This is a genomic window from Roseovarius sp. D22-M7, assembly GCF_037083785.1.
In the GTDB taxonomy this organism is placed as follows: Bacteria; Pseudomonadota; Alphaproteobacteria; order Rhodobacterales; family Rhodobacteraceae; genus Roseovarius.
Genome location: NZ_JBAPKY010000004.1, coordinates 72,490 through 96,991 on the forward strand (window position 1 = coordinate 72,490; position 24,502 = coordinate 96,991).

Sequence of the window (24,502 nt, forward strand, 5' to 3'; positions counted from 1 at the left end):
CGCGGTCAATCCGAATGGACGCAGCGAACGGGCACCGCCGACGCCGCATCTGGTGATTCTATCCCTGCGGGTGTTAAGGCATGGTGTATCTGACCGTCGAAAACAGGGGGATAGAGGATGGATCTCGGGATCACGGGCAAGCGGGCGCTGGTCTGCGCGGCATCGAAAGGGCTGGGCCTCGGCTGCGCGCGCGCCCTCGCAGAGGCCGGGTGCGATCTGGTGATGAACGCACGCGGGGCAGAGGCGCTTGAAGCCGCGGCAGAGACGATCCGCACCGATTTCGGCGTCGAGGTGGTCACGGTAGCCGCCGATATCAGCACCGAGGCGGGACGCGCCGCGCTGCTCGACGCCGCGGGGCCGGTGGATATTCTTGTCAACAATGCCGGCGGCCCGCCGCCGGGGATGTGGACCGACTGGACCCGCGAAGATTTCATCGCCGCCCTCGACGCCAACATGCTGGCGCCGATCGCCATGATCACCGCGCTGGTGCCGGGCATGATGGAGCGCGGCTGGGGCCGCGTCGTCAACATCACCTCGCAGGCGGTCAAGGCGCCGATCCCGGTGCTGGGCCTCAGCAATTCCGCGCGCGCAGGGCTGACGGGCTATGTCGCGGGCACCGCGCGGCAGGTGGCCGGTGACGGCGTGACGATCAACAACCTGCTGCCGGGTATCCACGCCACCGACCGCGCCACGTCGCTCGATCAGGGCGTGTCCGAGGCCGAGGGCATCACCATGGACGAGGCCCGCGAACGGCGCTGCGCCACGATCCCCGCGGGGCGCTACGGCACACCCGAGGAGTTCGGAGCGGCCTGTGCCTTTCTGTGCAGCCGGCATGCCGGGTTCATGGTCGGGCAGAACATCCTGCTGGACGGCGGCGCGGTGAACGCGACGCTGTAACCTCGCCTTGCCCCCAACCGGGATCACGTTCGCGTCAGGCGTGGCGCAAAAAGATGGCCGATCTCCGCGCGCTTTGCTAGCGATTGGCAGGGACAGGAACGTCGGGGATCAAAAAAATGCAAACACTTGCAGTCATTTGCCTTTTCGGGCTGGTCATTCTGGGCAGCCTGCTCGTCGCCCCGCGACGCGCGACCCTTGGCGGATTTTTCAGCGGCGCGGACCTCGCGGGACGCGCGCCGGGGCTCTGGGTGCTGGTCCTCAGCCAGGTGACAACCTGGATCTTCGCACGCTCGCTGATGAACTCGGCCATACTGGGGTATTTCTACGGCATCTGGGGCACATTGGCCTATGCCACCTATTACGGGTCTTTCCTGACCGGCGGCTTCATCGTGGGTCGGCTGCGTGCCGGCGGCGCGGGATCGGTGCAGGACTGGCTGGGCGCGCGGTTCGGGGCCACTGGCAACGCCTGTTACAACCTCGTGATCGCGCTGCGCCTGCTGTCCGAGGTCTTCGCCAACCTGCTGGTGGTCGGGCTGATCTTTGCCGCCGTGCTGCCCGGGACGGGCTTGGCGCGTGAGGCGTCGATCCTGGTCGTCGCGGCCCTCGGCCTGGCCTACAGTGCCTGGGGCGGCCTGAGCGCCGCGCTGCGCACGGATGTGTTGCAGATGCTGGTGTTTCTGGCCGTCTTCGCGGCTGCGCTGGTCGCGCTGATCCTCAGCCCCGGGTTCGAGATCGGCGCGGTGCTGACGGCGCCCGGCACGGCGGGGGCGTGGAACGGACAGGTGCTGCTTCTGGTGGCACTACTACAGGTGTTCTCCTACCCTGCACATGATCCGGTGATGATGGATCGGGGATTCATCGCCGACCCCGACACCACGCGGAAATCCTTCCTCCACGCCTTCTGGATCTCAGTGCTGTGCATCATCGGGTTCGGCTTCTTCGGCATTCAGGCAGGGCTGGTCGGCGCCAAATACGAGGGCGAGCTGATCGGCACATGGGCGGGGATGTTTCCACCATGGCTTTTTACCGCGCTGCTGGTGTCGCTGCTCATCTCGGCGCTCAGCACGCTCGATTCGGCGCTGTCGAGCGCCGCGCGGCTGGTGGTCGAGGAATTGCGCCTTGGCGCGCGCTCGCTGCTGGCGGGGCGCGCGGCGATGGTCGGGTTCATGGCCCTGGGGGCGGCGCTGACGCTCTGGGGCAACCAGACGCTGTTCGATGCCGTCGCGGTCAGCGGCACGGCCAGCATGTTCCTGACGCCGGTCCTTCTGGTGGGGCTGGTGATGGGCCGGCGCGTGGCGCTCTGGTCCTACCTCGTGGCCTTCGTTGCCGCGATGGCAGGCGCGGCGACCTATTTCGCGCGCGAGACCGCGTGGGCGGCGGCGGTGTTGCCCGTGGGCCACAAGTACGAGCAACTGCTGGCGATCTGCGTCGCGGTGCTGGTCCTGGGCTTCGCGGCCGTGCTGACCGGCGCGCGCCGCGCCTGAGCCTTGTCGCGGGATGAGGTCGTGATACGTTCGCAATACAAACCACGGAGGTTCCCATGCGCGCGTTATTTCTGATCCTGTCGCTGACGGTTCTTGCGGCCTGTGCCGGGCGGCCCGATCTCGCAGACGAGAAATTGAGCGCGCAAGAGTTCAATCTCGAAGAGTTCTTCGACGGGCAAGTCGTCGGCTACGGCCAGTTCCAAGACCGCTTCGGCACCGTGCGCCGCCGCTTCGAGGTGCAGGTCACGGGCGACTGGGATGGGACCACCCTGACCCTGGACGAACGCTTTGCCTATGCTGACGGCAGCACCGAAACCCGGATCTGGACGCTGACCAAGACCGGCCCCGACACCTGGCGCGGCAGCGCCGACGGCGTGATCGGGGCGGCCTCTGGCGAAGAGCGGGGCGATGCCTTCAATTGGCAATACCGCATCGACCTGCCGGTGCCCGATGGCACGCTGCGCGTCAGCTTTGACGACTGGATGTGGCAGATCACCGAGGACCGCGTTCTCAACCGCGCCTATATGGACAAGTACGGTGTCGAGATCGGCGAAGTCATCATCTGGTTCGAAAAGCAGTGACGCGATGACATCTCTCGCCACCCGACGGGGTCGAGCAGCGGACCTCGTGAAAATTCATGTCAGGAGAATTCTGAATTTTCCTGGGCACGGCAGACAATCGTGACACCCGGCCTTGAGGTCTAAAGCAGGTGCCCCGATTTCGCCGCCTTGGTCGCAAGATAGGCGTGGTTGTGCGTGTTCTTGCCCAGCTTCAAAGGCACGCGTTCGGTCACTTGGATACCGCTTTCCCGCATCATCGTGATCTTGGCGGGATTGTTGGTCAGCAGTCGCACCGTCGAGAAGCCCATCAGCGACAGGATCCGCGCGCCGATGCGGAAATCGCGCTCGTCATCCTCGAAACCCAGCCGGTGATTGGCCTCGACCGTGTCGAACCCCTGGTCCTGCAGCGAATAGGCGCGCATCTTGTTGGCTAGGCCGATGCCGCGCCCTTCCTGGTTGAGATAAAGCAGCACGCCCGTGCCCTCGGCCCCCATCTGGGCCAAGGCACCGCGCAGTTGCGGGCCACAGTCGCATTTCAGACTGCCCATCAGGTCGCCGGTGAAACAGGCCGAATGGAGCCGCGCCAGCACCGGGGTGTCGCGGTTGGGCTGGCCGATCTCGACCGCGTAATGCTCTTCCCCGCCATCCTCGGGTCGGAAGATGTGCAGCCGGCCCGCGTCGGATACTTCCAGCGGCAGCCTCGCGCTGACCACCGGATGCAGCGGGCTGGTCTGCATCAGTTTCGGCGCGGCGGTGTCGAGCGGCACCGAGGTCAGCCCGTGACGCGCGGCAAAGCCCGCCCCGTCAGAGATCGTCTGCACCACTGCCGCCGGCAGCAGCCGCGCGGATTTCACCAGCGCGAGCGCCAGACGGTGCAGCCCGCTATCGCCGCCGCGCTGCGTCGTCAGGGGGCCTTTCATCGGGGTCTTGAGGTCGTCGGCCGGATCCGCCACCGCCAGCACCCACGGAAGCCGCGCATCGGGCGGCAGCACCACCCGCGCCAGGTCGCCGTCATAGGCACGTGCCTTCAGCGTCGCGGCGCGTCGCGCGGTGATCGCCAGAACCGGGGTGCCGCCAAGCGCGCTGAGATCGGCCAGGCGCTGTGCATCCAGCGTCTCGGCAGCCATCACGAGCACGGCGCCTGCGTCACCGCACAGGACGACGGGCACGCCCATGCGCAGGTCGGCCCGGGCCCGGGCGATGATTTCGGTCACGTCTGGCGTTAGGCTCATCCGGCGGGGCCTCCCTTTTCGGTCTGACCGGCATTTAGGGCGTTCCGTCGGAAATTGAAACAAAACTTCGCGTCGCAACACGTGGGCGTGAGACATCTGTCGTCGCCCTTGCCGCGAACCCGGCCGAGGTGCACGGTCGATCCATCAAGAGAGGATTTCACGATGACACACGTCAAGAAGATACTGCTTGTCGATGATGACGACGACCTGCGCGAGGCGCTTGGCGAACAGCTGGTGATGACCGAGGATTTCGACGTGTTCGAGGCCTCCGACGGTGCCGACGCGATGCGCAAGATCAAGGAGATGCTCTACGATCTCGTGATTCTCGATGTCGGGCTGCCCGACACGGACGGGCGCGAGCTGTGCCGCGTGATGCGCAAGCAAGGCGTCAAGGCGCCGGTGGTGATGCTGACCGGGCATGACGGCGATGCCGACACCATCCTCGGCCTCGATGCCGGTGCCAACGACTACATCACCAAACCGTTCAAGTTCCCCGTCCTGCTGGCGCGCATCCGCGCGCAACTGCGCCAGCATGAACAATCCGAGGACGCGGTGTTCCAGCTTGGCCCCTACACCTTCAAGCCGTCGATGAAGATGCTGGTCACCGAGGACGAGCGCAAGGTGCGCCTGACCGAGAAGGAGACCAACATCCTCAAGTTCCTCTACCGCACCAGCGAGGGCGTGGTGCCGCGCGACGTGCTGCTTCACGAGGTCTGGGGCTACAATGCCGGGGTGACGACCCACACGCTCGAGACGCATATCTACCGCCTGCGCCAGAAGATCGAGCCGGATCCGGCCAACGCTCGCCTCCTGGTTACCGAGTCCGGCGGATATCGCCTTGTGGTTTAATTGACACGGTTCGCGGTTTTTGCACGGGGAATGACTCTGCGGAAACCGGCCGATCTGCTACGATGACTAGACGTTTTACATGAACCTCCCTGTTGACTGGCCCCGGCACACTGTCGGGGCCTTTTTTCATGCCTCGACCCCGCGGCGCATGAAGGGGGCGATCAGCCACGCGTCGCGGCGTATAGACAGATCAGGTCATTGGCCAGCGTCGCCGCCGCCAGCGCGGTGATCTCGGACATGTCATAGGCCGGCGCGACCTCGACCACGTCCATGCCCACAAGGTCGATCCCTGCCAGCCCGCGCAGGATCTCCTGCGCCTGCCATGTGCTCAGCCCGCCGATCACCGGCGTGCCGGTACCGGGCGCACAGGACGGGTCGAGCGCGTCGATATCGAAGGTCAGATAGGTACGATTGTCGCCGATGATCCTGCGCACCTGTGCTGCCACCGCCTCGGGGGTGCTGCGGTGGATCTCGCGCGCGTCGATGACATGAAACCCAAGCGGATCGGGGTTGTGTGTGCGGATGCCAACCTGCACCGACCGCGCAGGGATCACTAGCCCCTCGCGCACCGCGTGCCAGATCACCGTGCCGTGATCGATGCGCCCCGGCGCGTCCTTCCAGGTGTCGGAATGCGCGTCGAACTGCACGAGGGCAAGCGGCCCGTGCCGTTCGGCATGTGCCCGCAAGAGTGGCAGGGTAATGAAATGGTCCCCGCCAAGGCACAAGAGCCCGACATCCTGCGCCAGCACGTCGCGCGCGGCCTGCGCGATCGCTCCGGGCACCTCGGCGGGATATCCGGGATCGAAGAAGCAATCGCCGCAATCCACGACCGACAGCGTCTCGAAGGGGTCGGCCGGCCACGGCCAGGGTGCCTGCCACGCGATATGCGCCGAGGCGGCGCGCACCGCGCGCGGCCCCAGCCGCGCGCCCGACCGGTCCGACACGGCCAGGTCGAACGGTACCCCCATCACCGCCAGATCTGCCCCGGTCAGGTCCCTGGTGTAGCGCCGCCGCATGAAGCTGAGCGCGCCGGCATAGGCGGGCTCGGCGACGGTGCCGCGCGGATCGGGNCCGCCGCATGAAGCTGAGCGCGCCGGCATAGGCGGGCTCGGCGACGGTGCCGCGCGGATCGGGCCGCGTAAACGCCAGATCCGAGGCCACCGGCGTGACGCTGGACGTGTCGGTCATGGAATGTCCTTTCGGTGTTTACTCGGGTCGCGTCGCGCGGCTCCGATGGCGCGCACGGTCGGCGCACAGCATGCCCGCACGGCGCGGTGCTGTAAACGCGGCACCCAGCGCGGCCCGCGGCGCGCATTTGGGGGTTGTGTTCGCGCAGGGCCTGAGGTCAGTTGCCGCCAACCTGTGACACCCCGCCGGAGGCCCGATGCCGTTCACCCTTGCCACCTGGAACATCAACTCTGTCCGCCTGCGCGAGGGGCTCGTCGCCCGGCTGATGCAGCAGGAAGCGCCCGACATCCTGTGCCTGCAGGAGTGCAAGAGCCCGGTTGACAAGATCCCGCTGGAGCAGTTCCGCAGCCTTGGCTACGGGCACATGGCGGCACGCGGGCAGAAGGGCTATAACGGCGTGGCGATCCTGTCCAAGCTCCCCCTCGAGGACATGGGCGAGATGAATTTCGCCGGCCTCGGCCACGCCCGCCACGTGGCGGCACGGCTGGAGAGCGGCGTGGTGATCCACAATTTCTACGTGCCCGCCGGCGGCGACGTGCCCGACCGCGCGCAGAACCCGAAATTCGGCCAGAAGCTCGACTACCTGACCGACATGCGCGACTGGTTCGCGGATAACCGTCCCGAAAAGTCCATTCTGGTGGGCGATCTCAACATCGCCCCGCGCGAGGATGACGTCTGGTCGCACAAGCAGCTTCTGAAAATCGTCAGCCACACGCCCGTCGAGGTGGACCACCTCGGCGCCGCGCAAGAGGCCGGCGGCTGGCACGACGTGACGCGCGCCGACATTCCCGAGGGACGACTTTATTCGTGGTGGTCCTATCGCGCGCGCGATTGGGACGCCGCCGACAAGGGGCGCCGGCTCGATCACGTCTGGGCCAGCGCCGATATCGCCGCCGCCGCGCATTCCAGCCGCATCCTGCGCGATGCCCGCGGCTGGGAGAAACCATCCGATCACGCGCCGGTCTTCGCGCAATTCGACCTTTGAAACCACCGCCCAACCTCTCATATAGAGAAGCGACACACGGCAGACACACGAAATCAGGGGATGCAGACCATGCTGGAACTGGGTCAAGGCAACAAGGCGCCCCAAGCGGGCGATCATATCAAGGACGTCTCGGAAGCCACCTTCATGGCCGAGGTGATCGAGGCCTCGCAGGGCGTGCCAGTGATCGTCGACTTCTGGGCGCCGTGGTGCGGGCCGTGCAAGACACTGACCCCCGCGCTCGAGGCGGCGGTGACCCGAGCGAATGGCGCGGTGAAACTGGCCAAGGTCAATGTCGATGAAAACCAGGCGATCGCCGGGCAGTTGCGCATCCAGTCGCTGCCAACCATCTACGCCTTCTGGCAGGGCCAGCCCATAGACGGATTCCAGGGCGCGCTTTCCGGGTCCGAAATCGACGCCTTCGTGGACCGCGTCCTGCAGGCCGCCGGCACCGCGGGCGGGCAACAGGGCGGCGGCCTCGAAGAGGCGCTCGACGCCGCCGACCAGATGCTGGAAGACGGCGCCGTCGACGATGCCGCCCAGACCTACGCCGCGATCGTGCAGGAGGACGGCAAGAACGCCCGCGCTTATGCCGGCATGGCCCGTGCGCAGATCGCGGCCGGCGACCTCGACCAGGCCGAGGCGATCCTCAACGGCGCGCCCGCCGAGATCAGCAAGAGCGACGAGGTCGAAGGCGCGCATGCGCAGCTGCAACTCGCCCGGCAGGCCGAAAACGCCGGCCCGGTGGACGAGTTGCGCGCCGCGGTCGAGGCCGATCCCGACGACCACCAGGCCCGCTTCGACCTGGCGCAGGCGCTTTATGCCAGCGGGCAGGTGCAGGCCGCGGTGGACGAGCTGCTCGAGCTTTTCCGCCGCGACCGCGAGTGGAACGACGGCGCGGCGAAAACCCAGTTGCTGACCATCTTCGAGGCGCTCAAACCCAACGACCCGGTGCTTCTGAACGGGCGGCGCAGATTGAGCTCGATGATATTTGCCTGAGCCATGGCACGGGCTAACTGCTCGATATGACAAAGCATATGGACCTGCCCGAAATCATCCCGATCTTCCCGTTGCCGGGCGCCCTATTGCTACCGCGCGCGCGGTTGCCCCTGCACCTGTTCGAGCCGCGCTATCTCGCGATGCTCGACGATGCGCTGAAGACGCCGGAGCGTCTGATCGGCATGGTGCAGCCCAACCGCATGCCCGGGCGCAACGGCGGCACCGGCCTTCACACCATCGGCTGTGTCGGGCGGGTCACGCAGTTCTCGGAAACCGAGGACGGGCGATACATGATCACGCTGACCGGGCTGTCGCGGTTCCGCGTGGTCGAGGAGGTCGAGGGCTTCTCGCCCTACCGCCGCGCCAAGGTCTCCTGGACCGGGTTTGAGCGTGACAAGGGCCCGTCGGAAACCGATGACGGGTTCAGCCGCGACAAGTTCATGAACCTGCTGTCGCGATATTTCACCGCGCAGGAATTGCAGACCGACTGGGAGTCGCTGAAAGAGGCGGATGACGAATTGCTGATCAACTCGCTGTCGATGCTGCTCGGGTTCGAACCCGAGGACAAGCAGGCGCTGCTCGAGGCGCCGTCGCTGAGCACCCGGCGCGAGACGCTGGTCACGCTCATAGAATACTCTATGCGGGGCGGCGACGGCGAGGATATCATGCAATGACCGACACGCCCAAAAACGGCGCCGGCTTCGACCGGCGCATGCTCGACGGGCTGATCTGCCCGCAAACCCACGCCACGCTGCGCTATGATGCCGACGCGCAGGAACTTATCAGCGAGGCCGCCGGGCTGGCCTTTCCGATCCGCGACGGCATTCCCGTCATGCTGATCGACGAGGCGCGCAAGATCGATCCCTGACGCACTGGCCCCGTAGCCTCATCCCTGCATGAGCGCGCGCGCCGCCGCGCGGGCCTCTTCGGTCACGCGGTCGCCCGATAGCATGCGCGCTATCTCGTCGATGCGCTCCATACCATGCATCGCGCGCACCGTAGACAGCGTCACCTCGCCCTCGACCCGCTTCTCGACGCGCCAGTGATGCGCGCCGCGCACCGCCACCTGCGGCGAATGCGTGACTGCCAAGATCTGCCCCGCCCCGGCCAACTGCGCCAGGCGCCGGCCGACCGCATCCGCCGTCGCCCCGCCGACGCCTCGATCGATCTCGTCGAAGATGATCGTCAGCCCGCTTTGCGGTCCCGTAAGGCAGACCTTGAGCGCCAGCAGAAAGCGGCTCAGTTCGCCGCCCGAGGCGATCTTGTTGAGCGGTCCGGCGGGCGCGCCGGGATTGGTGGCGACGGTGAAAGTCACGTCGTCGATGCCCGACGGCCCGGGCTCGGCCGCGCCGATCGCGGTGGTGAAGACCGCCCGCTCCATCTTCAGAGGTGCCAGCTCGGCCATCACCGCCGCGTCAAGCGCCTGTGCCGCTTCGCGCCGCGCCGCGCTCAGCACCTGCGCCTCGGCGTCAAAAGTGCTGTCAGCCTCGGCCAGTTTGGCGCGCAATGTCCGAAGATCCGCATCGCCCGCGTCCAGCGCGGCGATCTGCGCGCGCAGCCCGTCGGCGAAGGTGCCAAGGTCGTCGGCTGGCACGCCATGCTTGCGCGCCATCGCACGGATGGCGAACAACCGCTCCTCGGCCTGCTCCAGTTCCAGCGGATCGAAGCGCATGACCTCGAGCGCCCGGTCGATGCCCTGCCCGGCCTCGTCCAGTTCGACAAGCGCCCGGCCAAGCGCCGCGATGGCCCCGTCGAGCGCGCCCTCGGCGGGCGCGGCAACCCCTTCCAGCCAGCGCAGCGCGTCGCCCGCGGACCCTTCGGCGCCCTCGGCCCCGACAAGCGCCGCGGCACGCAGGATATCCTCGCGGATGCGCTCGGCCCCCTGCATCATCCGGCGGCGGCTGTCGAGGTCGTCATCCTCGCCCGGCTGCGGATCGAGCGCATCAAGCTCGGCCACCGCATGGCGCAGGTAATCCTCCTCGGCGCGCACCGTCTCCAGTGCCGCCTCGGCCTCGGTCAGCGCCTTGTGGGCTTGCCCGCGCGCGCGCCAAGCCGTGCGCACCGCCTCGCGCATCGGGTGCAGCCGGCCAAACGTGTCGAGCATGTCGCGATGCGCGCGCGGGTCCAGAAGCCCCCGATCGGCCTGCTGGCCGTGCAGTTCCACCAACGTGCCCGACAGCCGGCGCAGCACCTCGCCCGACGCGCGGCGATCGTTGACATAGGCGGTCTTGCGGCCGTCGGCGGTGTTGATGCGGCGCAGGATCACCTCGTCGCTGTCGGCAAAACCGGCCTCGGTCAGCACGTCGCGGGCCGGATGGCCGTCGGGCAGATCGAAGACAGCCGTGACCTCGCCGCGCTCGGCGCCCGCGCGCACCAGGTCCGACCGCCCGCGCCAGCCCAGCACGAAGCCCAGGCTGTCGAGAAGGATGGATTTGCCCGCCCCGGTCTCGCCTGTCAGCACGTTCAGTCCAGGTTGGAACGTCAGGTCCAGCCGGTCGATGATCAGCATGTCCCGGATTTCGAGCGCGCCCAGCATTCAGCCACTCCATCGGGCGACAGGCCGCCCGGTGCCCCCTACAGCCAGCGGCCCTGGATCGTCTGGCGGTAGATCTGTCGCAGCCAGTTGTCGCCCGCCGCCTCGAGTGTCAGGCCCTGCCCGGTCAACAGCTTGTAGCTGTCCTCGTACCAGCTCGTGCCGCGGAAGTTGTGGCCCAGGATCGCCCCGGCGGTACGCGCCTCGTCGGTCAGCCCCAGCGACAGGTAGGATTCGACCAGCCGGTGCAACGCTTCGGCGGTGTGGCTGGTGGTCTCGAAATCCTCGACCACGACGCGGAAGCGGTTGATCGCCGCGGGGAAGTGATCTCGCTTGAGGTAGTAGCGCCCGATTTCCATCTCCTTGGCGGCAAGATGATCGAAGGCGAGGTCGAATTTCAGGATCGCGGTGGTCGCGTATTCGCTGTCGGGATACCGCTCGATCACCTCGCGCAGGGCCTGCAGCGCCTGAAAGGTCAGGCCCTGGTCGCGCCCGACCTCGTCGATCTGGTCGTAATAGCTGAGCGCCAGAAGATACTGCGCGTAGGCGGCATCCTCGTCGGCGGGATAGAAATCGATATAACGCTGCGCGGCGGCGCGGCTTTCCTCGTAATTCCTGTCGCGGTGATGGGCGAAGGCCTGCATGATCACCGCCCGCTTGGCGAGATTGGAATAGGGGTACAGCCGCTCGACCTCGGCAAAGTTGCGGGCCGCGAGGCCGGGATCGTTCTGCGCCAGATCGTATTCGCCGCGCTCGAAGATCTGCTGCGCCGTGTAGTTCTCGTAATTGACGTTTCCACGCTCGACGCTTTCGTTGCCGCCGCATCCGGCCAGCGCGATCCCCGCCGAGACGGCAAGTATCAACGTGACACGGGACTTCCCCTTACTCATGCGCGTTCTCGCTCCAGCTTCCGGTCGCGCGGGATCACCCCCGCCTTGGTTTGCTCCTAGCACATAAGTTTTCGGTGCAAAACGCCTTTGGCACATTTCGCGGCCCCGCCGGCGTCGCCTCACAAAGCCTCGGGCAGACGCGAAAGGCCGCCCCGACGGGACGGCCCTTGCATGCGCGCGAAACGGCGGCTGTCAGTTCGCCTGCCGCCTCAGGAAGGCCGGGATCTCGATCTGTTCATCCTCTTCCTGCGCACGCGGTGCGGCCTGTTGCGAAGGCTGCGACTGCACCTGCGGCTGCTGACGGGTGGGGCGCGGCGCCTCCGGGCCGCCATGGCCGGTCATGCGGTTGATCAGCGAGTTGATGCCGAAGCGTTGGCGGTCGTCCACTGCCGGGTCCGGGCGGCGCTGCTGGGGCTGCACGGGGGCCTTGTTGACGGCGGCCTGCAACCGCTGCATCGCCTCGGGCGACGGCGTGCCGGGCGCGCGCGGGCCATCGGCCTGCGCTGCCGGCTGGGCAGTCCGCGCCTGCGCCGGTGCGGCCTGCGGGGACGGGCGCGCGGGCGTGAATTCCTCGACCCGCGGCTGGAAGGCAGGCTCCATCGCGTCGTCGAAGCCTTCGTCGTCCTCGAAGATGTCCTGCCCGCGCTCCTCGGCGACGGTGAATTCGGGCTCGGCCTCCTGGAAGAGCGACGGCTCCGGATCCTCGTCATAGACCGGCTCGGGGGCGGCGACATCGGCGACCGCGGGCGTGTCGACATGCACAGCCTCGGGCTGCTTGAGCGGCTCTGCCAGCGACCGGCGCGGCAGCGGCGTCTCGTGGACCTCGGTGGCGTCGATCCCGGTGGCGACCACGCTGACCCGAATCGCGCCTTCCATCGACGGATCGAGGGTCGAGCCGACGATGATGTTGGCGTCGGGATCGACCTCCTCGCGAATGCGGTTGGCGGCCTCGTCAAGCTCGAACAGCGTCAGGTCGTGCCCGCCGGTGATGTTGATCAGCACGCCCTTGGCGCCGCGCAGGCTGATCTCGTCGAGCAGCGGGTTGGCGATCGCCTTTTCGGCGGCCTGGATGGCGCGGTTCTCGCCATCGTCCTCGCCGGTGCCCATCATCGCCTTGCCCATCTCGTCCATCACCGCGCGCACGTCGGCGAAGTCGAGGTTGATCAGGCCCGGCCGCACCATCAGGTCCGTCACGCCCTTGACGCCCTGGTAGAGCACGTCGTCGGCCAGGCTGAACGCCTCGGTGAATGTGGTCTTCTCGTTGGCGAGACGAAACAGGTTCTGGTTGGGGATGATGATCAGCGTGTCGACCATCTTCTGCAGGGCCTCGACGCCTTCCTCGGCCTGGCGCATCCGCTTGCCGCCCTCGAACTGGAAGGGCTTGGTCACGACGCCAACGGTAAGCACGCCCAGCTCGCGAGCCGCCTGCGCGATGATGGGGGCTGCCCCGGTGCCGGTGCCGCCGCCCATGCCGGCGGTGATGAAGCACATATGCGCGCCGGCCAGGTGATCGACGATCTGCTCGATGCTCTCCTCGGCGGCCGACGCTCCGACAGAGGGCCGCGCTCCGGCTCCAAGGCCTTCTGTGACCTTCACGCCAAGTTGCACGCGGTGCTCGGCATTGGACTGGCTGAGCGCCTGCGCGTCGGTATTGGCGACCACGAAGTCCACACCGTCGAGCGCCTTCTCGATCATGTTGTTGACGGCGTTGCCCCCGGCCCCGCCGACACCGAACACGGTGATGCGGGGCTTGAGTTCGTCATGTCCGGGTACTGAAAGGTTGAGTGTCATTGCTCTGTCCGCCTGTCTTGATGGCCTCGTTGATGGGCCGTTTTCCGCCTCATTGCCATTGATCCTACCGATCAATGGGCCAATCGTCATCAAAAAAACACGGGAATACGCCCATATCTCGTCGGTTTTCCCTACCAATACGCAAATTTTCGCCAACTTTGGCACATGTGGCGGCCAAGGCCATTGGCACCACAAGACGTGCTGCCGTGCTGCGCGAAACGCGCATCAGCTTTGGTCCGGTCATTCTGGCAGACACTGCTCGACTGCTTGGCGGGTCCTTTTCGGACCTCGTTACCTGCTGGGTATCAGAAACGCCGCGGCGCGTCACCTCGTGATTACATGAAAATCCTCACCAATTGTCCTTGAACCATTTCACCGCCCGCCGCAGCGACCGCGCCGGGTAGCGGTCCACGGGGATCTCGAAATCCCACCACTCGTCCTGCGGATTGGCGGCGAACAGGCACATCCCCACGGCACTGGCAAAGCCCGCGCCGGTCGCCGCCTGCGGCAGACCGTGCACCCGCATCGGCCGCCCGAGGCGCACCTGCTGGCCCAGGATACGGCTGGCCAGACCGTCGAGCCCGGGGATCTGGCTGCCACCCCCGGTCAGCACGATCTGCTGGCTGGGCAGGTGGTCAAACCCCGCAGCATCCAGCCGCGCACGCACCTCCTCGAGGATCTCCTCGACGCGCGGACGCATGATCCCGATCAGTTCGGCGCGGCTGACCTGGCGGCGGTCATGCTCGTAATCGCCGGTATCGCCGCCGATATCGATCATCTCGCGGTCGTCCATCCCGGTCGCCACGACGCCGCCATAGAAGGTCTTGATCCGCTCGGCCACGGCCATCGGCACCTGCAGGCCCATGGAAATATCCTTGGTCACGTGATCGCCGCCCATGCGCACGCTGTCGGCGTAGATCATGTGCTTGCGGATGAAGATCGACACGCCCGAGGTGCCGCCGCCCAGGTCGATGCAGGCCGCGCCCAGTTCCTGCTCGTCCTCGACCAGCGTCGAGACGCCCGACACGTAAGCCGAGCTTGCCAACCCCGCCAGTTCCAGGTCGCAGCGGGTCATGCAATGGGCGAGATTGCGGATCGCGTCGGCATCGACGGTCAGCATGTGCATGTCCGTGGACAGCGCCTGCCCCAGTTGGCCGCGCGGATCGATCAGCCCGGTGCGGTGGTCCAGCGCGAAGTTCACCGGTTGGGCGTGCAGCACCTCGCGCCCGTCGCCGTATTCGGGCACGTCGCAGGCGCTCAGCACGCGGCTGATATCGTGTTCGCTGACAACCTGGCCCTCGAGTTCGACCTCGCCGGCCAGCCCGTAGCTGCGCGGCCCGGCCCCGGAAAAGCAGGCCAGCACGTGATCGACGCGCGTGTCGGCCATCCGCTGCGCCGCCTGCACGGCGGTGCGAATCGCGCGCTCGGTCTCGACCATCGCGTCGATCTCTCCAAAGCGCACCCCGCGCGAGCGCGTGGTCGCCGCCCCGATCACCCGAAAGCCCGCCTGCCCGGCCATGCGGCCGACCTCCTCGGCCTCTGCCATGCGCGGCGTGCCGTCAAAGCGCAGCACAAGGCAGGCGATCTTCGATGTGCCGATATCCAGCACCGCCACCACACCGCGGTGCAACGCCGCCTGTCGCATCGCGCGCATCGCCCTTTGCGATTCGTAAAGCTCGATCATTGCGTTCCCGCCCTTGATAGGATGCCTGTCATCCGCTGCCATTCACGGCTTGCATACGCGCTCAGCCGCACGGTCGGACGCGGGCCGATCCGCATGTCCACCGCCACCAGGTCGCGCTCCAGCATCTCGTGGGTGGCATTCAGAACGATCACCCGTTCCAGCGCGCGCACCGGGTCCGCCTCTGGCAGCATGATGCGCTTGCCGTCGCGCAGCACCATGTCCCAGCGGCGTTCCCCGACGCGCACAAGACCGCGGATCTGCATGTTCAGGGGGCCCGCGGCCTCGAGCAGATCCAGCGCCTCGGGGACATACGCATCGGCCCTGGCTCCGGTCATCACGGGCAAGCCGGGCCGCGCCGCGCGGCTTTGCAAAGTGGCGATCGCCACGCCCTCGCGGTCGAGCAGCCGGATCCCGCCACGGGTGCGCCACAGCACCACCGGAACGCGTTCGTTGACGTCGACCGCGAGGATGCCACCCTGCCGGACCCGAACCGCGGCCTGCACGACCGCCGGGATCCCTTCCAGCCGCGCGCGGATCACCGACAGATCCAGATCGAAGGAACTTGCCGGCAGATCATACGGAAAGACCGCGCGGATTTCCTTGTGCACCGCATCGCTCGCGCCGTCGACGGTCATCCGCTGGACCATGAATTCAGGGCGCGTCTCGATTTGGCGGCGGAACTCGGCAACCTGATCGACGATCGCCATGCGCCGCGCCTCGTCGGCGAGATAGCCCGCGATGCCGCCCACCACGACCAGCACCGGCAGCCCGACGCGCAGGAACCAGCGGCAGAACGGCGTCAGCATCATCCGCTGAAGACGGTAGCTCAGCCGCGAGGGGGCGGGATCGGCGCGCGGGATCACCGGTCGCATGACGCGTCCTCCACCATCCACGCACACAGTTCCGGGAAAGAGATCCCCACCGCCTGCGCCTGTTCGGGGCTGAGCGATGTGGGCGTCATCCCCGGCTGGGTGTTGGTCTCAAGCAGGATCAGCCCGGCTTCGCCCCGCGCCTCGTCCCAGCGGAAATCCGTCCGGCTGAGGCCGCGACAGCCCAGAACCTCGTGCGCGCGCAGCGCGTGCGCGAGGCAGGCCGCGAAGATCTCGGGCGGGATCTCGGCGGGCACCACGTGGCGCGATCCGCCGGGCGTGTACTTGGCGTCGTAGTCGTACCAGCCATCGGTCAGGATATCGGTAACCGTCAGCGCGCGGTCGCCCATCACCGTGGTCGTCAACTCGCGCCCCGGCGCGAAGGCCTCGACCATCACCGTCTCGGGCATGTCGTCCGACAGCGCGGGCGGGGCATTGGCCGCCTCCCGCACCAGGTAGACGCCGACCGATGACCCCTCGTTGTTCGGCTTGACCACGTAGGGCGGCGGCATCACGTGGCGGCTGCGCACGTCGTCGCGCGCCGCAAGCAAGCTGTCGACCACCGGCAGGCCGGCGGCGCGATAGGCGGCCTTGGTCCGGTCCTTGTCCATCGCCAGCGCCGAGGACAGGACACCGGAATGCGTATAGGGCAGGCCCAGCCATTCCAGCAGGCCCTGGACGCAGCCATCCTCGCCCCAGCGGCCATGCAGGGCGTTGAAGACCACATTCGGGGAAATCTCTGTCAGCCGCGCGGCAAGGTCGCGGCCGGCATCGACCTCGATCACGTCATAGCCCGCGTCCCGCAATGCGGCGGCGCATTCGCGCCCCGAAGACAGCGACACCTCGCGCTCGGCCGAGGGGCCACCCATGATTACCGCGATACGGGAGGCTGTTCTGCTCGAACCAACCACCGTCTGCCTCGAAATTCCGGGCCATTCTTGCGGGCCCTGTTATCGTTATGCCTGCTCGTCCGCGGGGCGTTGCCCCTTCTTGCCCTGTAAGCTATCGCCCTGGGCCGGTTCGCCGACCCTCAATATTTCCCAGTCTAGCGTTATTCCGCTGTCTTGGAAAACCCTTTTTCGCACCTCTTCGCCAAGCGCCTCGAGATCGGCGGCGCTGGCCCCACCGGTATTGATGAGGAAATTGGGGTGCTTCTCGCTCATCTGCGCGCCCCCGCGCCGCGCGCCGCGCAGACCGGCGGCGTCGATCACCGACCACGCCTTGAGATCGTGCACGTCATCGGCCCGCCCGGTCGAGGAATGCCCCGCCGGATTGCGAAACGTGCTGCCGGCGCTGCGGTCGCGCGTCGGCTGAGCGGCGTCGCGCTTGGCGATCTGGTCCTCCATCCGCGCCGCCAGCGCCTCGGGGGCGCCTTGCGGTCCCTGAAACGTCGCCTCGATGATCACCGCGCCCTCGGGAAGCGCGCTCTGGCGATAGCCGAAGCGCAGGTCACCGGGCGTCAGCGTCACGATCTCGCCCGACCGCGTGACCGCGCGCGCCGCGACGAGGCGGTCGGCCACGTATTCGCCGTAGCAGCCCGCGTTCATCCGCACCGCCCCGCCGATGCTGCCTGGTATGGTGCGCAGGAACGCAAGGTCGACGCCCGCCTCTGCCGCGCGCCGCGCGACATGCGCGTCGAGCACCGCAGCCCCGGTGATCACGCGGGATCCCTCGATGCGGATACCGTTGAAGCCGCGCCCCAGCCGGATCACCACGCCCCGGATACCGCCATCGCGCACGATGAGATTCGACCCGACCCCCATGGCAAAGACCGGCACATCGCCCGGCAACGCGCCAAGAAACGCCGCAAGATCACCTTCGTCGGCGGGCTGGAACAGCCACTCGGCCGGGCCGCCGACGCGCAGCCATGTCAGATCGGACAGGATGCGGTGCGGGCTCAGCCGGCCACGTGTCTGCGGAAGCTCTGTCATGGCATCGATCCTTGCCCGTTCCCGCCCCGAAGATAAAGCCCGGCCTGCGCCAAGGGGCGGCTCAACCCCCCGCGACGCGGGCCAGACGCTCGGGCAGACCGTTCGCCCATGCGGTGATCGTGCCGGCGCCCAGACAGACCACGATGTCGCCGGGACGCGCCTCGGCGCGCACGAGGCGTTCAAGATCGTCCTCGTCCTCGACCGCCACGGCATGACGGTGGCCGTGCTGCCGCAGGCCGGCGACCAGATCGTCGCGCGCGGCACCGGGCACGGGGGCCTCGCCGGCCGCGTAGACGGGCGTGATTCCCACGACATCGGCCTCGTTGAAACAGCCGCAGAAATCCTCGAACAGGCTCGACAGGCGCGAATAGCGGTGCGGCTGATGCACGGCGATGACACGCCCCTCGCTAGCCTGTCGCGCCGCGCGCAGCACCGCGGCGATCTCGACCGGGTGATGGCCGTAATCGTCGATCACCGTCACACCACCCACCTCGCCAACGCGAGTGAAGCGGCGGTTGACCCCCTCGAACGCGGCAAGGGCGGCGCGGATCTCGTCCCGCTTCATGCCCAAGTGACGCGCCACGGCCACCGCGCTCAGCGCGTTGCTGACATTGTGATCGCCGGGCATCGGCAGCGTGCAGCCCTCGATCATCAGCCCCTCGGCCTGCAAGGCGATGTCGAAATGCGCCACGCCGCGCGCATAGCGCAGGTTCACGGCGCGCAGATCGGCCTGCGCGTTGAAGCCGTAGGTGACCACGCGCCGGTCGCTGATCCGCCCGACCAGAGCCTGCACCTCCGGATGATCGGTGCAGCACACGGCCAGCCCGTAGAAGGGGATGTTGCTGACGAAGTCGTGAAACCCCTGCCGCAGCCGGTCGAAACTGCCCCAATGCTCCATGTGCTCGGGGTCGATATTGGTGACGATCGCGATGGTGGCGGGCAGGCAGTTGAAGGTGCCGTCGCTCTCGTCGGCCTCGACCACCATCCATTCACCCTGCCCCATCCGCGCGTTGCTGCCATAGGCGTGGATGACGCCGCCATTGATCACCGTCGGGTCGATCCCGCCATGGACCAGCAATTCGGCGACCAGCGTCGTGGTGGTCGTCTTGCCATGGGTTCCGGCCACGGCGATGTTGGATTTCAGCCGCATCAGCTCGGCCAGCATCTCGGACCGGCGCACCACCGGCAGGCCGAGCCGGCGCGCCTCGTCCAGCTCGGTATTGCCGGGCTTGATCGCCGAGGAGATGACCACGACCTCGGCCCCGTCGAGATTGCCGGGCGCCTGGCCCTCGAACACGCGCGCGCCCATGCGCGCAAGGCGTTCGGTGATCGGCGAGGATTTCAGGTCGGATCCCTGCACGGTGTAGCCGTGGTTGAGCAGCACCTCGGCGATGCCGGACATACCGATGCCGCCGATGCCCACGAAATGGATGGCGCCCACATCGGTGGGCAGCTTGGTGGCGGCGTTCATGACGTCAGTTCCTTTCTCGGGTCGGGCTTCCAGGCCAGTTCCTCGACCATGTCGGCCAAGTGGCGCGGCGCATCGGGTAGTCCCTGTCCAAGCGCCGCCTGTGCCATCAGGTTCGCACCTCGTGGGTCGCCAAGCACAGCGGCGATCTGCGCGCTCAGGCTGGCGACGTCAAGCTTGCGTTCGGGAATGCGGATCGCGCCACCGGCCTTGACCAGCCCGCGCGCATTGGCGGTCTGGTGATCGGCGGCGGCAGCAGCGTAGGGCACCAGGATCGCCGGCCGCCCGATCACCGAGATGTCGGCGATGCTCGACGCGCCGGCGCGGCTGATGACCAGCTGCGCCTCGCTCATCCGGGCGGGCACGTCGCGAAAGAAGGGTTGCACGTCGGCGTCGATCCCGGACCCGGCATAGACGCGCCGGACGCGGTCGAGATCCTCTTCGCGGGCCTGGTGGCTGACCCTCAGGTTGCGCAGTATCTCGTCGGGCAGCGCCGCGATGGCCCCTGGCACCACGTCGCTGAGGATGCGCGCGCCCTGGCTTCCGCCTATCACCAGCACCGACATCGGGTAATCGCCGGGGGGAATATAGGCCGCGCCCGCACGCTCCAGCACCGCGGCGCGTACCGGGTTGCCGACATGCAGCCCCTCGGCCCCCTCGGGCAGGTCGGTGGGCCAGACGCCGCAGGCCACCACGTCGACCCGGGGCGCGAAGATCGCGTTGACCTTCCCCAGCACGCCGTTCTGTTCATGCACCATGCGCGGGCGGCGCAAGGCCCAAGCCGCGGCCAGCGCCGGGATCGTGGGATAGCCGCCAAAGCCCACCACCGCGTCGGGCCGGTCGCGCCACATCCGCCAGACCGCGCCCAGCACGCCACCGGCGACATGCAGCGGCGTCAGGACCTTGTTCACAAGCCCGCCGCGCGCGAAGGTGGCGCTTGCGACCTGCTCGATCTCGACCGAATGGGGAAAGCCACCAACATAGCGCGCACCGCGCGCATCGGTGCTCAGCCGCACCCGCCAGCCGCGGCGCAGCATGACCTCGGCCAGCGCCTGCGCGGGGAACATGTGCCCGCCGGTGCCACCCGCGGCGATGACCAGATAGGGGCTCGTTCTGCTCATGGCCTGCCTCAAACGCGTCAGCGCCGCCCGCGCAGCAGATCGCCGATCTGCCCCTGCGGCCGCGTCCGGGTGAAAGCCAGAAGCATGCCCATGGCGATCCCCGCCGCCACGACCGATGACCCGCCGTAGCTGACGAAGGGAAGCGTCATGCCCTTGGCGGGCAGCAGGCGCACCGCCACGCCGAGATTGATCAGGGCCTGCGCGCCCAGCACGGCGATCAGCCCGGCCCCGGCCAGCCGGATAAACGGATCGCGCTCACGCATCAGCCGCACCAGCGAGCGCAGCACGATACAGGCGTAAAGCGCGATGATGCACAGCACCAGAACCAGCCCGTATTCCTCGGCGGCCACTGCAATGATGAAATCGGTATGAGCGTCCGGCAGGGACCACTTCACCTGCCCCTCGCCGACACCGACGCCGAAGAAGCCGCCCTCGCGGATTGCGTTGGTTGCGAATCCCAACTGCGTCGTGGGCTCGACCTCGGTGCTGAGAAAGCCGTCGATGCGACGCGCGAAATGTTCGGAATTGGTGTAGGCAAAGGTGCCCGCCAGCACCACGCAGCCCGCCATCCCCAGAAGCAGCGTGATCGGCGCGCCGGCGACGAAATACATCACGCCCCAGCTGAACAGGACCAGCGCCGCCTGCCCGAAATCGGGCTGCAACGCGAGAAAGCCGAGTATCACGAGCATCAGCGCGAACGACCAACTGCGCCCCGGCGGCCCGCCGATCTGGCCGCTGGCCGCGATCATCCATGCGGCGAGCACCACGAAGGTCGGCTTGAGAAACTCCGACGGTTGTACAGAAGCGACCCCAAGACTGTACCAACGCACGGCCCCCTTGCCGAAATCCGTGCCCAACACCGGCAGCAGTATCAGCGACGCGAAGGCCGCGAGAAAGCCCAGCACCGCAAGGCGCCGCACCAGGTCGGGCCGCATCATCGAAACGACCATCATCACCCCTAGCCCCAGCATGCCGAAGACCGCCTGCCGCTGCACGTAATGAAAGGGGGCAAAGCCGTTCTTCTCGGCCAGCGGCGGTGACGCGGCGAGCCCCAGCAGGATGCCGATGCAGCCAAGGATCAGCACGCAGGAAAACGACCACTTGTCGATCGTACGCCACCATGCCGGAAGCACGGGCTCCGCGTCCCTTTGGGGCACTGCCCCATAGACCATTTCCGTCATCTGACTGCCGCCTCGTTCTGCCTGTACGCCCCTTTGCGGGATCTGGATATTACTCTATCGATATTCGGCGTCCGAGGCCAGAACTATCCCCCTTGCCTTTCGGCAGGATTTCGCGTTTTGGCCGCGCATGACCATGGCCTTCAACACACTCATCCTCGGCGCGGGCGCGGCGGGGCTGATCTGCGCCGCCGAGGCCGGGGAAAACACGCTGGTCATCGACCACGCAAAGGCCCCGGGCGAGAAGATCCGCATCTCGGGCGGCGGGCGCTGCAACTTCACCAATCTATACACCGAGCCCGGGAATTTCCTGTCGGGCAATCCGCATTTCTGCAAGTCGGCGCTCTCGCGCTACACGCAATGGGATTTCATCGACAAGGTCGACCGCCACGGCATCGCGTGGCACGAAAAGACCCTCGGCCAGCTTTTCTGCGACGGCAAGTCAACGCAGATCGTGACCATGCTGGTCGACGAGGCGCGCGGCGCCGGCGCGGATCTGTGGCTCTCGACGCGGCTCATGGATCTGTCGCATGACGGCGCGCGCTTTCACGCCACGCTCGAACGCGACGGGGCGCGGATCGCGATCACCGCGCGCAACCTCGTGCTGGCGACGGGGGGCAAGTCGATCCCCAAGATGGGGGCGACCGGGCTCGCCTACGAGATCGCACGGCAATTCGGCCACGCCCTGACAGAGATCCGCCCCGCGCTGGTGCCGTTCACCTTTTCCGGCGCGCCGTTTGCGGATCTGGCGGGCACTGCCGTGCCGGTGCGCGCCGCCTGCGACGGCACCTCCTTCGACGAGGCCGCGCTCTTCACCCATCGCGGTCTCTCCGGCCCCGCGATCCTGCAGATCTCGTCCTTCTGGCGCGAGGGGTCCGCGATCACCCTCGATCTCGCCCCCGGCGCGGCGCTCATTGACACCCTGCGAGAGCACCGCCGCACCCATGGCCGCCGCAACCTGACGACAGAGCTTGGCGCGCACCTGCCGGCAAGGCTGGTCACGCATCTGGCGACTAAACTCGATCTTACGGGCAACCTCGCCGACCACTCGGATGCCGCGCTTGCGCGGATCATGGGCGCCTTGCGTGGCTGGTCGCTCAAACCCACGGGGACCGAGGGCTACCGCACCGCCGAGGTGACCTTGGGCGGCATCGACACGGCGGGGCTTTCGTCGAAGACCATGGAATCGGCGCATCTGCCCGGGCTCTACGCCATCGGCGAGGCGGTGGATGTCACCGGCTGGCTGGGCGGCTACAACTTCCAATGGGCCTGGTCGTCGGGCTGGGCCGCCGGACAGGCGATCGCGCAAAAGACCTGAGCCGCCAAAGCCGTGTTTTCATCTTGCCAAGAATACTCAAGATCACCGCTCACAGCCGGGCGCGCACCTCGGTCATAAAATCCTCGCCGCGCCGCTCGAAATTGTCATACTGGTCGAAACTCGCCGCTGCCGGGGCCAGCAAAACCACCTCGCCCGGGGCGGCGTCGGCCATCGCCGCCTCGACCGCGCGCGCCATGGTGGTGCAGATCGCGACCTCGACCCCCTCGAGGCCAAGCGCGAATTGCGCGGCCTCGCGGCCAATCACGTAGGCCTTGCGGACATGTTGCAACCCGGGGGCGAGAGCAGACAGACCGCCCTCCTTTTCCAGCCCGCCGCAAATCCAGCGGATCTTGTCGAAGGCCAGCAGCGCCTGAAGGGCAGCGTCGACATTGGTGGCCTTGCTGTCATTGACGTAACGCACGCCGCCGGCCTCGGCAACGATCTGGCTGCGATGCGGCAGCCCCTCGAAGCTGCGGAACGCCTGCTCGATCACCCGTGGTGCCAGCCCCAGCGTGCGGCAGGCGGCATAGGCGGCGCAGGCGTTCTGATGGTTGTGCCGCCCCGGCAGCCCGCGCACCGCGCGCAGGTCGATGGCACCGACCTGTTTGCCCTTGCGGTATTCCGAAAGGAACCCCGTGTTGGCAAAGACCGACCAGCCCGGCCCCGACAGCTTGCCCGCGACCGAGACCCGGATCACCCGGTCGTCGCCGCGCCCCTCGCTCAATTCGCCGGCAAGATGCCGCCCCTCGGACTCGTCCACGCCGATCACTGCGCGATCCGGGCCACCCTCGACAAAAAGCCGCCGCTTGGCCGCGAAATAGCCACCCAACCCCGCGTGCCGGTCGAGGTGATCGGGCGAGAGATTGGTGAACACCGCCACATCCGGCGTCAGCGCGCGGGCCAGATCGATCTGGTAGCTCGACAGTTCCAGCACCACCACGCCGCCATCGCCGGGCGGATCGATATCGAGCACCCCGCGCCCGATATTTCCCGCGATCTGCACCGATCGCCCGGCACTTTCCAACACGTGATGGATCAGCGCCGTGGTGGTGGATTTGCCGTTCGATCCGGTCACGGCGATGACCCGCGGCGCCACGTCGAAGCCGTCCCAATCGTCAGTCGCGAGCGAGCGGAAGAACAGCCCGATATCGTTGTCCACCGGCACGCCCGCGTCCTGCGCCGCCGCCACGACCCGGTGCGGCGCGGGGTAAAGATGCGCGATGCCCGGGCTGACGATGAGCATCGCGATCTCGTCGAAGGCCCCCGCGCGGGTCAGGTCGCGGACCTCCAGCCCCTCGGCCTCCGCTTGCGTGCGGGCCTGCGGGTTGTCATCCCAGCAAATCGCCTGCGCGCCGCCCGCGCGCAAGGCCCGCGCCGCCGACAGGCCCGAGCGGCCCAGCCCCAGCACGGCGATGTTCGCGCCCTCGACGCCCCGCACAGGTATCATGTCGCCCTCCCTCGCAATCTCGCCCGCCATTTGCGCCGGGATCGGGCCAAGTTGCAAGCCGCGGCAGAACCGCCGCGCCGT

The 24,502-nt window shown here is 67.4% G+C and carries 22 protein-coding genes; 9 read left to right on the top strand and 13 right to left on the bottom strand.

Translation table 11 applies throughout. The annotated features are described in order from the left end of the window. The first annotated feature begins 117 nt into the window (after positions 1-117). The 3 genes from V8324_RS03250 (at position 118) to V8324_RS03260 (ending at position 2,962) form a co-directional block, all read left to right on the top strand. Positions 118-897, top strand: a complete 780-nt coding sequence (locus tag V8324_RS03250) for an SDR family oxidoreductase (RefSeq protein WP_336418481.1) — start codon at positions 118-120, stop codon at positions 895-897. Positions 898-1,013: 116 nt separating this feature from the next. Next, entirely contained in the window at positions 1,014-2,381 is a 1,368-nt protein-coding gene (locus V8324_RS03255) for a sodium:proline symporter (protein ID WP_336418482.1), read from the top strand. A gap of 56 nt (positions 2,382-2,437) precedes the next feature. Beyond that, complete coding sequence (locus V8324_RS03260) at positions 2,438-2,962, top strand: DUF3833 domain-containing protein (protein ID WP_336418483.1); 525 nt, start codon at positions 2,438-2,440, stop codon at positions 2,960-2,962. 119 nt (positions 2,963-3,081) lie between these two features. Here the strand turns inward: V8324_RS03260 and ribA are convergent, their stop codons facing one another. After that, positions 3,082-4,173, bottom strand: a complete 1,092-nt coding sequence (gene ribA / locus V8324_RS03265) for a GTP cyclohydrolase II (RefSeq protein ID WP_336418484.1) — start codon at positions 4,171-4,173, stop codon at positions 3,082-3,084. 162 nt (positions 4,174-4,335) lie between these two features. On the opposite strand from ribA, the gene V8324_RS03270 reads away from it, so the two are divergent. Beyond that, on the top strand, positions 4,336-5,022 hold the full coding sequence (locus tag V8324_RS03270) for a response regulator transcription factor (RefSeq protein WP_336418485.1): 687 nt from the start codon (positions 4,336-4,338) through the stop codon (positions 5,020-5,022). A 161-nt stretch (positions 5,023-5,183) separates the two neighbouring features. Here the strand turns inward: V8324_RS03270 and speB are convergent, their stop codons facing one another. Beyond that, a complete protein-coding gene (gene speB, locus V8324_RS03275; RefSeq protein WP_442970456.1) occupies positions 5,184-6,122 on the bottom strand; it encodes an agmatinase in 939 nt (312 codons plus the stop codon). 284 nt (positions 6,123-6,406) lie between these two features. On the opposite strand from speB, the gene V8324_RS03280 reads away from it, so the two are divergent. The 4 genes from V8324_RS03280 (at position 6,407) to V8324_RS03295 (ending at position 9,059) form a co-directional block, all read left to right on the top strand. Beyond that, positions 6,407-7,195, top strand: coding sequence for an exodeoxyribonuclease III (locus V8324_RS03280; protein ID WP_336418486.1), 789 nt, complete (start codon positions 6,407-6,409; stop codon positions 7,193-7,195). Between the two features lie 69 nt (positions 7,196-7,264). Next, a complete protein-coding gene (locus tag V8324_RS03285) occupies positions 7,265-8,191 on the top strand; it encodes a co-chaperone YbbN (RefSeq protein ID WP_336418487.1) in 927 nt (308 codons plus the stop codon). A 26-nt stretch (positions 8,192-8,217) separates the two neighbouring features. Then, positions 8,218-8,865 carry an LON peptidase substrate-binding domain-containing protein gene (locus V8324_RS03290; protein WP_336418488.1) on the top strand — a complete coding sequence of 216 codons (648 nt, stop codon included), beginning with the start codon at positions 8,218-8,220 and terminating at the stop codon, positions 8,863-8,865. Beyond that, positions 8,862-9,059 carry a Trm112 family protein gene (locus V8324_RS03295; RefSeq protein WP_336418489.1) on the top strand — a complete coding sequence of 66 codons (198 nt, stop codon included), beginning with the start codon at positions 8,862-8,864 and terminating at the stop codon, positions 9,057-9,059. Before V8324_RS03290 ends, V8324_RS03295 begins: the two co-directional genes overlap by 4 nt. Before the next feature lie 18 nt (positions 9,060-9,077). Here the strand turns inward: V8324_RS03295 and recN are convergent, their stop codons facing one another. The 10 genes from recN to V8324_RS03345 form a co-directional block, all read right to left on the bottom strand. Next, positions 9,078-10,727, bottom strand: a complete 1,650-nt coding sequence (gene recN / locus V8324_RS03300) for a DNA repair protein RecN (RefSeq protein ID WP_336418490.1) — start codon at positions 10,725-10,727, stop codon at positions 9,078-9,080. A 38-nt stretch (positions 10,728-10,765) separates the two neighbouring features. Beyond that, positions 10,766-11,614, bottom strand: coding sequence for an outer membrane protein assembly factor BamD (locus V8324_RS03305; protein WP_336418491.1), 849 nt, complete (start codon positions 11,612-11,614; stop codon positions 10,766-10,768). Positions 11,615-11,806: 192 nt separating this feature from the next. Further along, positions 11,807-13,405, bottom strand: coding sequence for a cell division protein FtsZ (gene ftsZ / locus V8324_RS03310; protein ID WP_336418492.1), 1,599 nt, complete (start codon positions 13,403-13,405; stop codon positions 11,807-11,809). Positions 13,406-13,754: 349 nt separating this feature from the next. Then, positions 13,755-15,089 carry a cell division protein FtsA gene (gene ftsA / locus V8324_RS03315; protein WP_336418493.1) on the bottom strand — a complete coding sequence of 445 codons (1,335 nt, stop codon included), beginning with the start codon at positions 15,087-15,089 and terminating at the stop codon, positions 13,755-13,757. Continuing rightward, positions 15,086-15,961, bottom strand: a complete 876-nt coding sequence (locus V8324_RS03320) for a cell division protein FtsQ/DivIB (RefSeq protein ID WP_336418494.1) — start codon at positions 15,959-15,961, stop codon at positions 15,086-15,088. The genes ftsA and V8324_RS03320 overlap by 4 nt, the downstream gene beginning before the upstream one ends. Beyond that, on the bottom strand, positions 15,949-16,827 hold the full coding sequence (locus tag V8324_RS03325; protein ID WP_442970458.1) for a D-alanine--D-alanine ligase: 879 nt from the start codon (positions 16,825-16,827) through the stop codon (positions 15,949-15,951). The genes V8324_RS03320 and V8324_RS03325 overlap by 13 nt, the downstream gene beginning before the upstream one ends. An 87-nt stretch (positions 16,828-16,914) precedes the next feature. Further along, complete coding sequence (murB, locus tag V8324_RS03330) at positions 16,915-17,889, bottom strand: UDP-N-acetylmuramate dehydrogenase (RefSeq protein WP_336418496.1); 975 nt, start codon at positions 17,887-17,889, stop codon at positions 16,915-16,917. 61 nt (positions 17,890-17,950) lie between these two features. Beyond that, entirely contained in the window at positions 17,951-19,360 is a 1,410-nt protein-coding gene (gene murC / locus V8324_RS03335; RefSeq protein WP_336418497.1) for a UDP-N-acetylmuramate--L-alanine ligase, read from the bottom strand. Then, entirely contained in the window at positions 19,357-20,478 is a 1,122-nt protein-coding gene (locus tag V8324_RS03340) for a UDP-N-acetylglucosamine--N-acetylmuramyl-(pentapeptide) pyrophosphoryl-undecaprenol N-acetylglucosamine transferase (protein WP_336418498.1), read from the bottom strand. Before V8324_RS03340 ends, murC begins: the two co-directional genes overlap by 4 nt. A gap of 17 nt (positions 20,479-20,495) precedes the next feature. Then, complete coding sequence (locus V8324_RS03345) at positions 20,496-21,659, bottom strand: peptidoglycan glycosyltransferase FtsW (RefSeq protein ID WP_336418499.1); 1,164 nt, start codon at positions 21,657-21,659, stop codon at positions 20,496-20,498. 133 nt (positions 21,660-21,792) lie between these two features. Between V8324_RS03345 and V8324_RS03350 the strand changes: the two genes are divergently transcribed. After that, positions 21,793-22,974, top strand: coding sequence for an NAD(P)/FAD-dependent oxidoreductase (locus V8324_RS03350; protein WP_336418500.1), 1,182 nt, complete (start codon positions 21,793-21,795; stop codon positions 22,972-22,974). A 49-nt stretch (positions 22,975-23,023) separates the two neighbouring features. Here V8324_RS03350 and murD read toward each other — a convergent pair whose 3' ends face one another. Continuing rightward, positions 23,024-24,421, bottom strand: a complete 1,398-nt coding sequence (gene murD / locus V8324_RS03355; protein ID WP_336418501.1) for a UDP-N-acetylmuramoyl-L-alanine--D-glutamate ligase — start codon at positions 24,419-24,421, stop codon at positions 23,024-23,026. Between the last annotated feature and the right edge of the window lie 81 nt (positions 24,422-24,502).

What these genes read in the sequence shown, in the direction of transcription:
- V8324_RS03250 (WP_336418481.1), top strand. Translation starts at nt 118, where the DNA reads ATGGATCTCGGGATCACGGGCAAGCGGGCGCTGGTCTGCGCGGCATCG.
- V8324_RS03255 (WP_336418482.1), top strand. Translation starts at nt 1,014, where the DNA reads ATGCAAACACTTGCAGTCATTTGCCTTTTCGGGCTGGTCATTCTGGGC.
- V8324_RS03260 (WP_336418483.1), top strand. Translation starts at nt 2,438, where the DNA reads ATGCGCGCGTTATTTCTGATCCTGTCGCTGACGGTTCTTGCGGCCTGT.
- ribA (WP_336418484.1), bottom strand. Translation starts at nt 4,173, where the DNA reads ATGAGCCTAACGCCAGACGTGACCGAAATCATCGCCCGGGCCCGGGCC.
- V8324_RS03270 (WP_336418485.1), top strand. Translation starts at nt 4,336, where the DNA reads ATGACACACGTCAAGAAGATACTGCTTGTCGATGATGACGACGACCTG.
- V8324_RS03280 (WP_336418486.1), top strand. Translation starts at nt 6,407, where the DNA reads ATGCCGTTCACCCTTGCCACCTGGAACATCAACTCTGTCCGCCTGCGC.
- V8324_RS03285 (WP_336418487.1), top strand. Translation starts at nt 7,265, where the DNA reads ATGCTGGAACTGGGTCAAGGCAACAAGGCGCCCCAAGCGGGCGATCAT.
- V8324_RS03290 (WP_336418488.1), top strand. Translation starts at nt 8,218, where the DNA reads ATGACAAAGCATATGGACCTGCCCGAAATCATCCCGATCTTCCCGTTG.
- V8324_RS03295 (WP_336418489.1), top strand. Translation starts at nt 8,862, where the DNA reads ATGACCGACACGCCCAAAAACGGCGCCGGCTTCGACCGGCGCATGCTC.
- recN (WP_336418490.1), bottom strand. Translation starts at nt 10,727, where the DNA reads ATGCTGGGCGCGCTCGAAATCCGGGACATGCTGATCATCGACCGGCTG.
- V8324_RS03305 (WP_336418491.1), bottom strand. Translation starts at nt 11,614, where the DNA reads ATGAGTAAGGGGAAGTCCCGTGTCACGTTGATACTTGCCGTCTCGGCG.
- ftsZ (WP_336418492.1), bottom strand. Translation starts at nt 13,405, where the DNA reads ATGACACTCAACCTTTCAGTACCCGGACATGACGAACTCAAGCCCCGC.
- ftsA (WP_336418493.1), bottom strand. Translation starts at nt 15,089, where the DNA reads ATGATCGAGCTTTACGAATCGCAAAGGGCGATGCGCGCGATGCGACAG.
- V8324_RS03320 (WP_336418494.1), bottom strand. Translation starts at nt 15,961, where the DNA reads ATGCGACCGGTGATCCCGCGCGCCGATCCCGCCCCCTCGCGGCTGAGC.
- V8324_RS03325 (WP_442970458.1), bottom strand. Translation starts at nt 16,827, where the DNA reads ATGGGTGGCCCCTCGGCCGAGCGCGAGGTGTCGCTGTCTTCGGGGCGC.
- murB (WP_336418496.1), bottom strand. Translation starts at nt 17,889, where the DNA reads ATGACAGAGCTTCCGCAGACACGTGGCCGGCTGAGCCCGCACCGCATC.
- murC (WP_336418497.1), bottom strand. Translation starts at nt 19,360, where the DNA reads ATGAACGCCGCCACCAAGCTGCCCACCGATGTGGGCGCCATCCATTTC.
- V8324_RS03340 (WP_336418498.1), bottom strand. Translation starts at nt 20,478, where the DNA reads ATGAGCAGAACGAGCCCCTATCTGGTCATCGCCGCGGGTGGCACCGGC.
- V8324_RS03345 (WP_336418499.1), bottom strand. Translation starts at nt 21,659, where the DNA reads ATGACGGAAATGGTCTATGGGGCAGTGCCCCAAAGGGACGCGGAGCCC.
- V8324_RS03350 (WP_336418500.1), top strand. Translation starts at nt 21,793, where the DNA reads ATGGCCTTCAACACACTCATCCTCGGCGCGGGCGCGGCGGGGCTGATC.
- murD (WP_336418501.1), bottom strand. Translation starts at nt 24,421, where the DNA reads ATGATACCTGTGCGGGGCGTCGAGGGCGCGAACATCGCCGTGCTGGGG.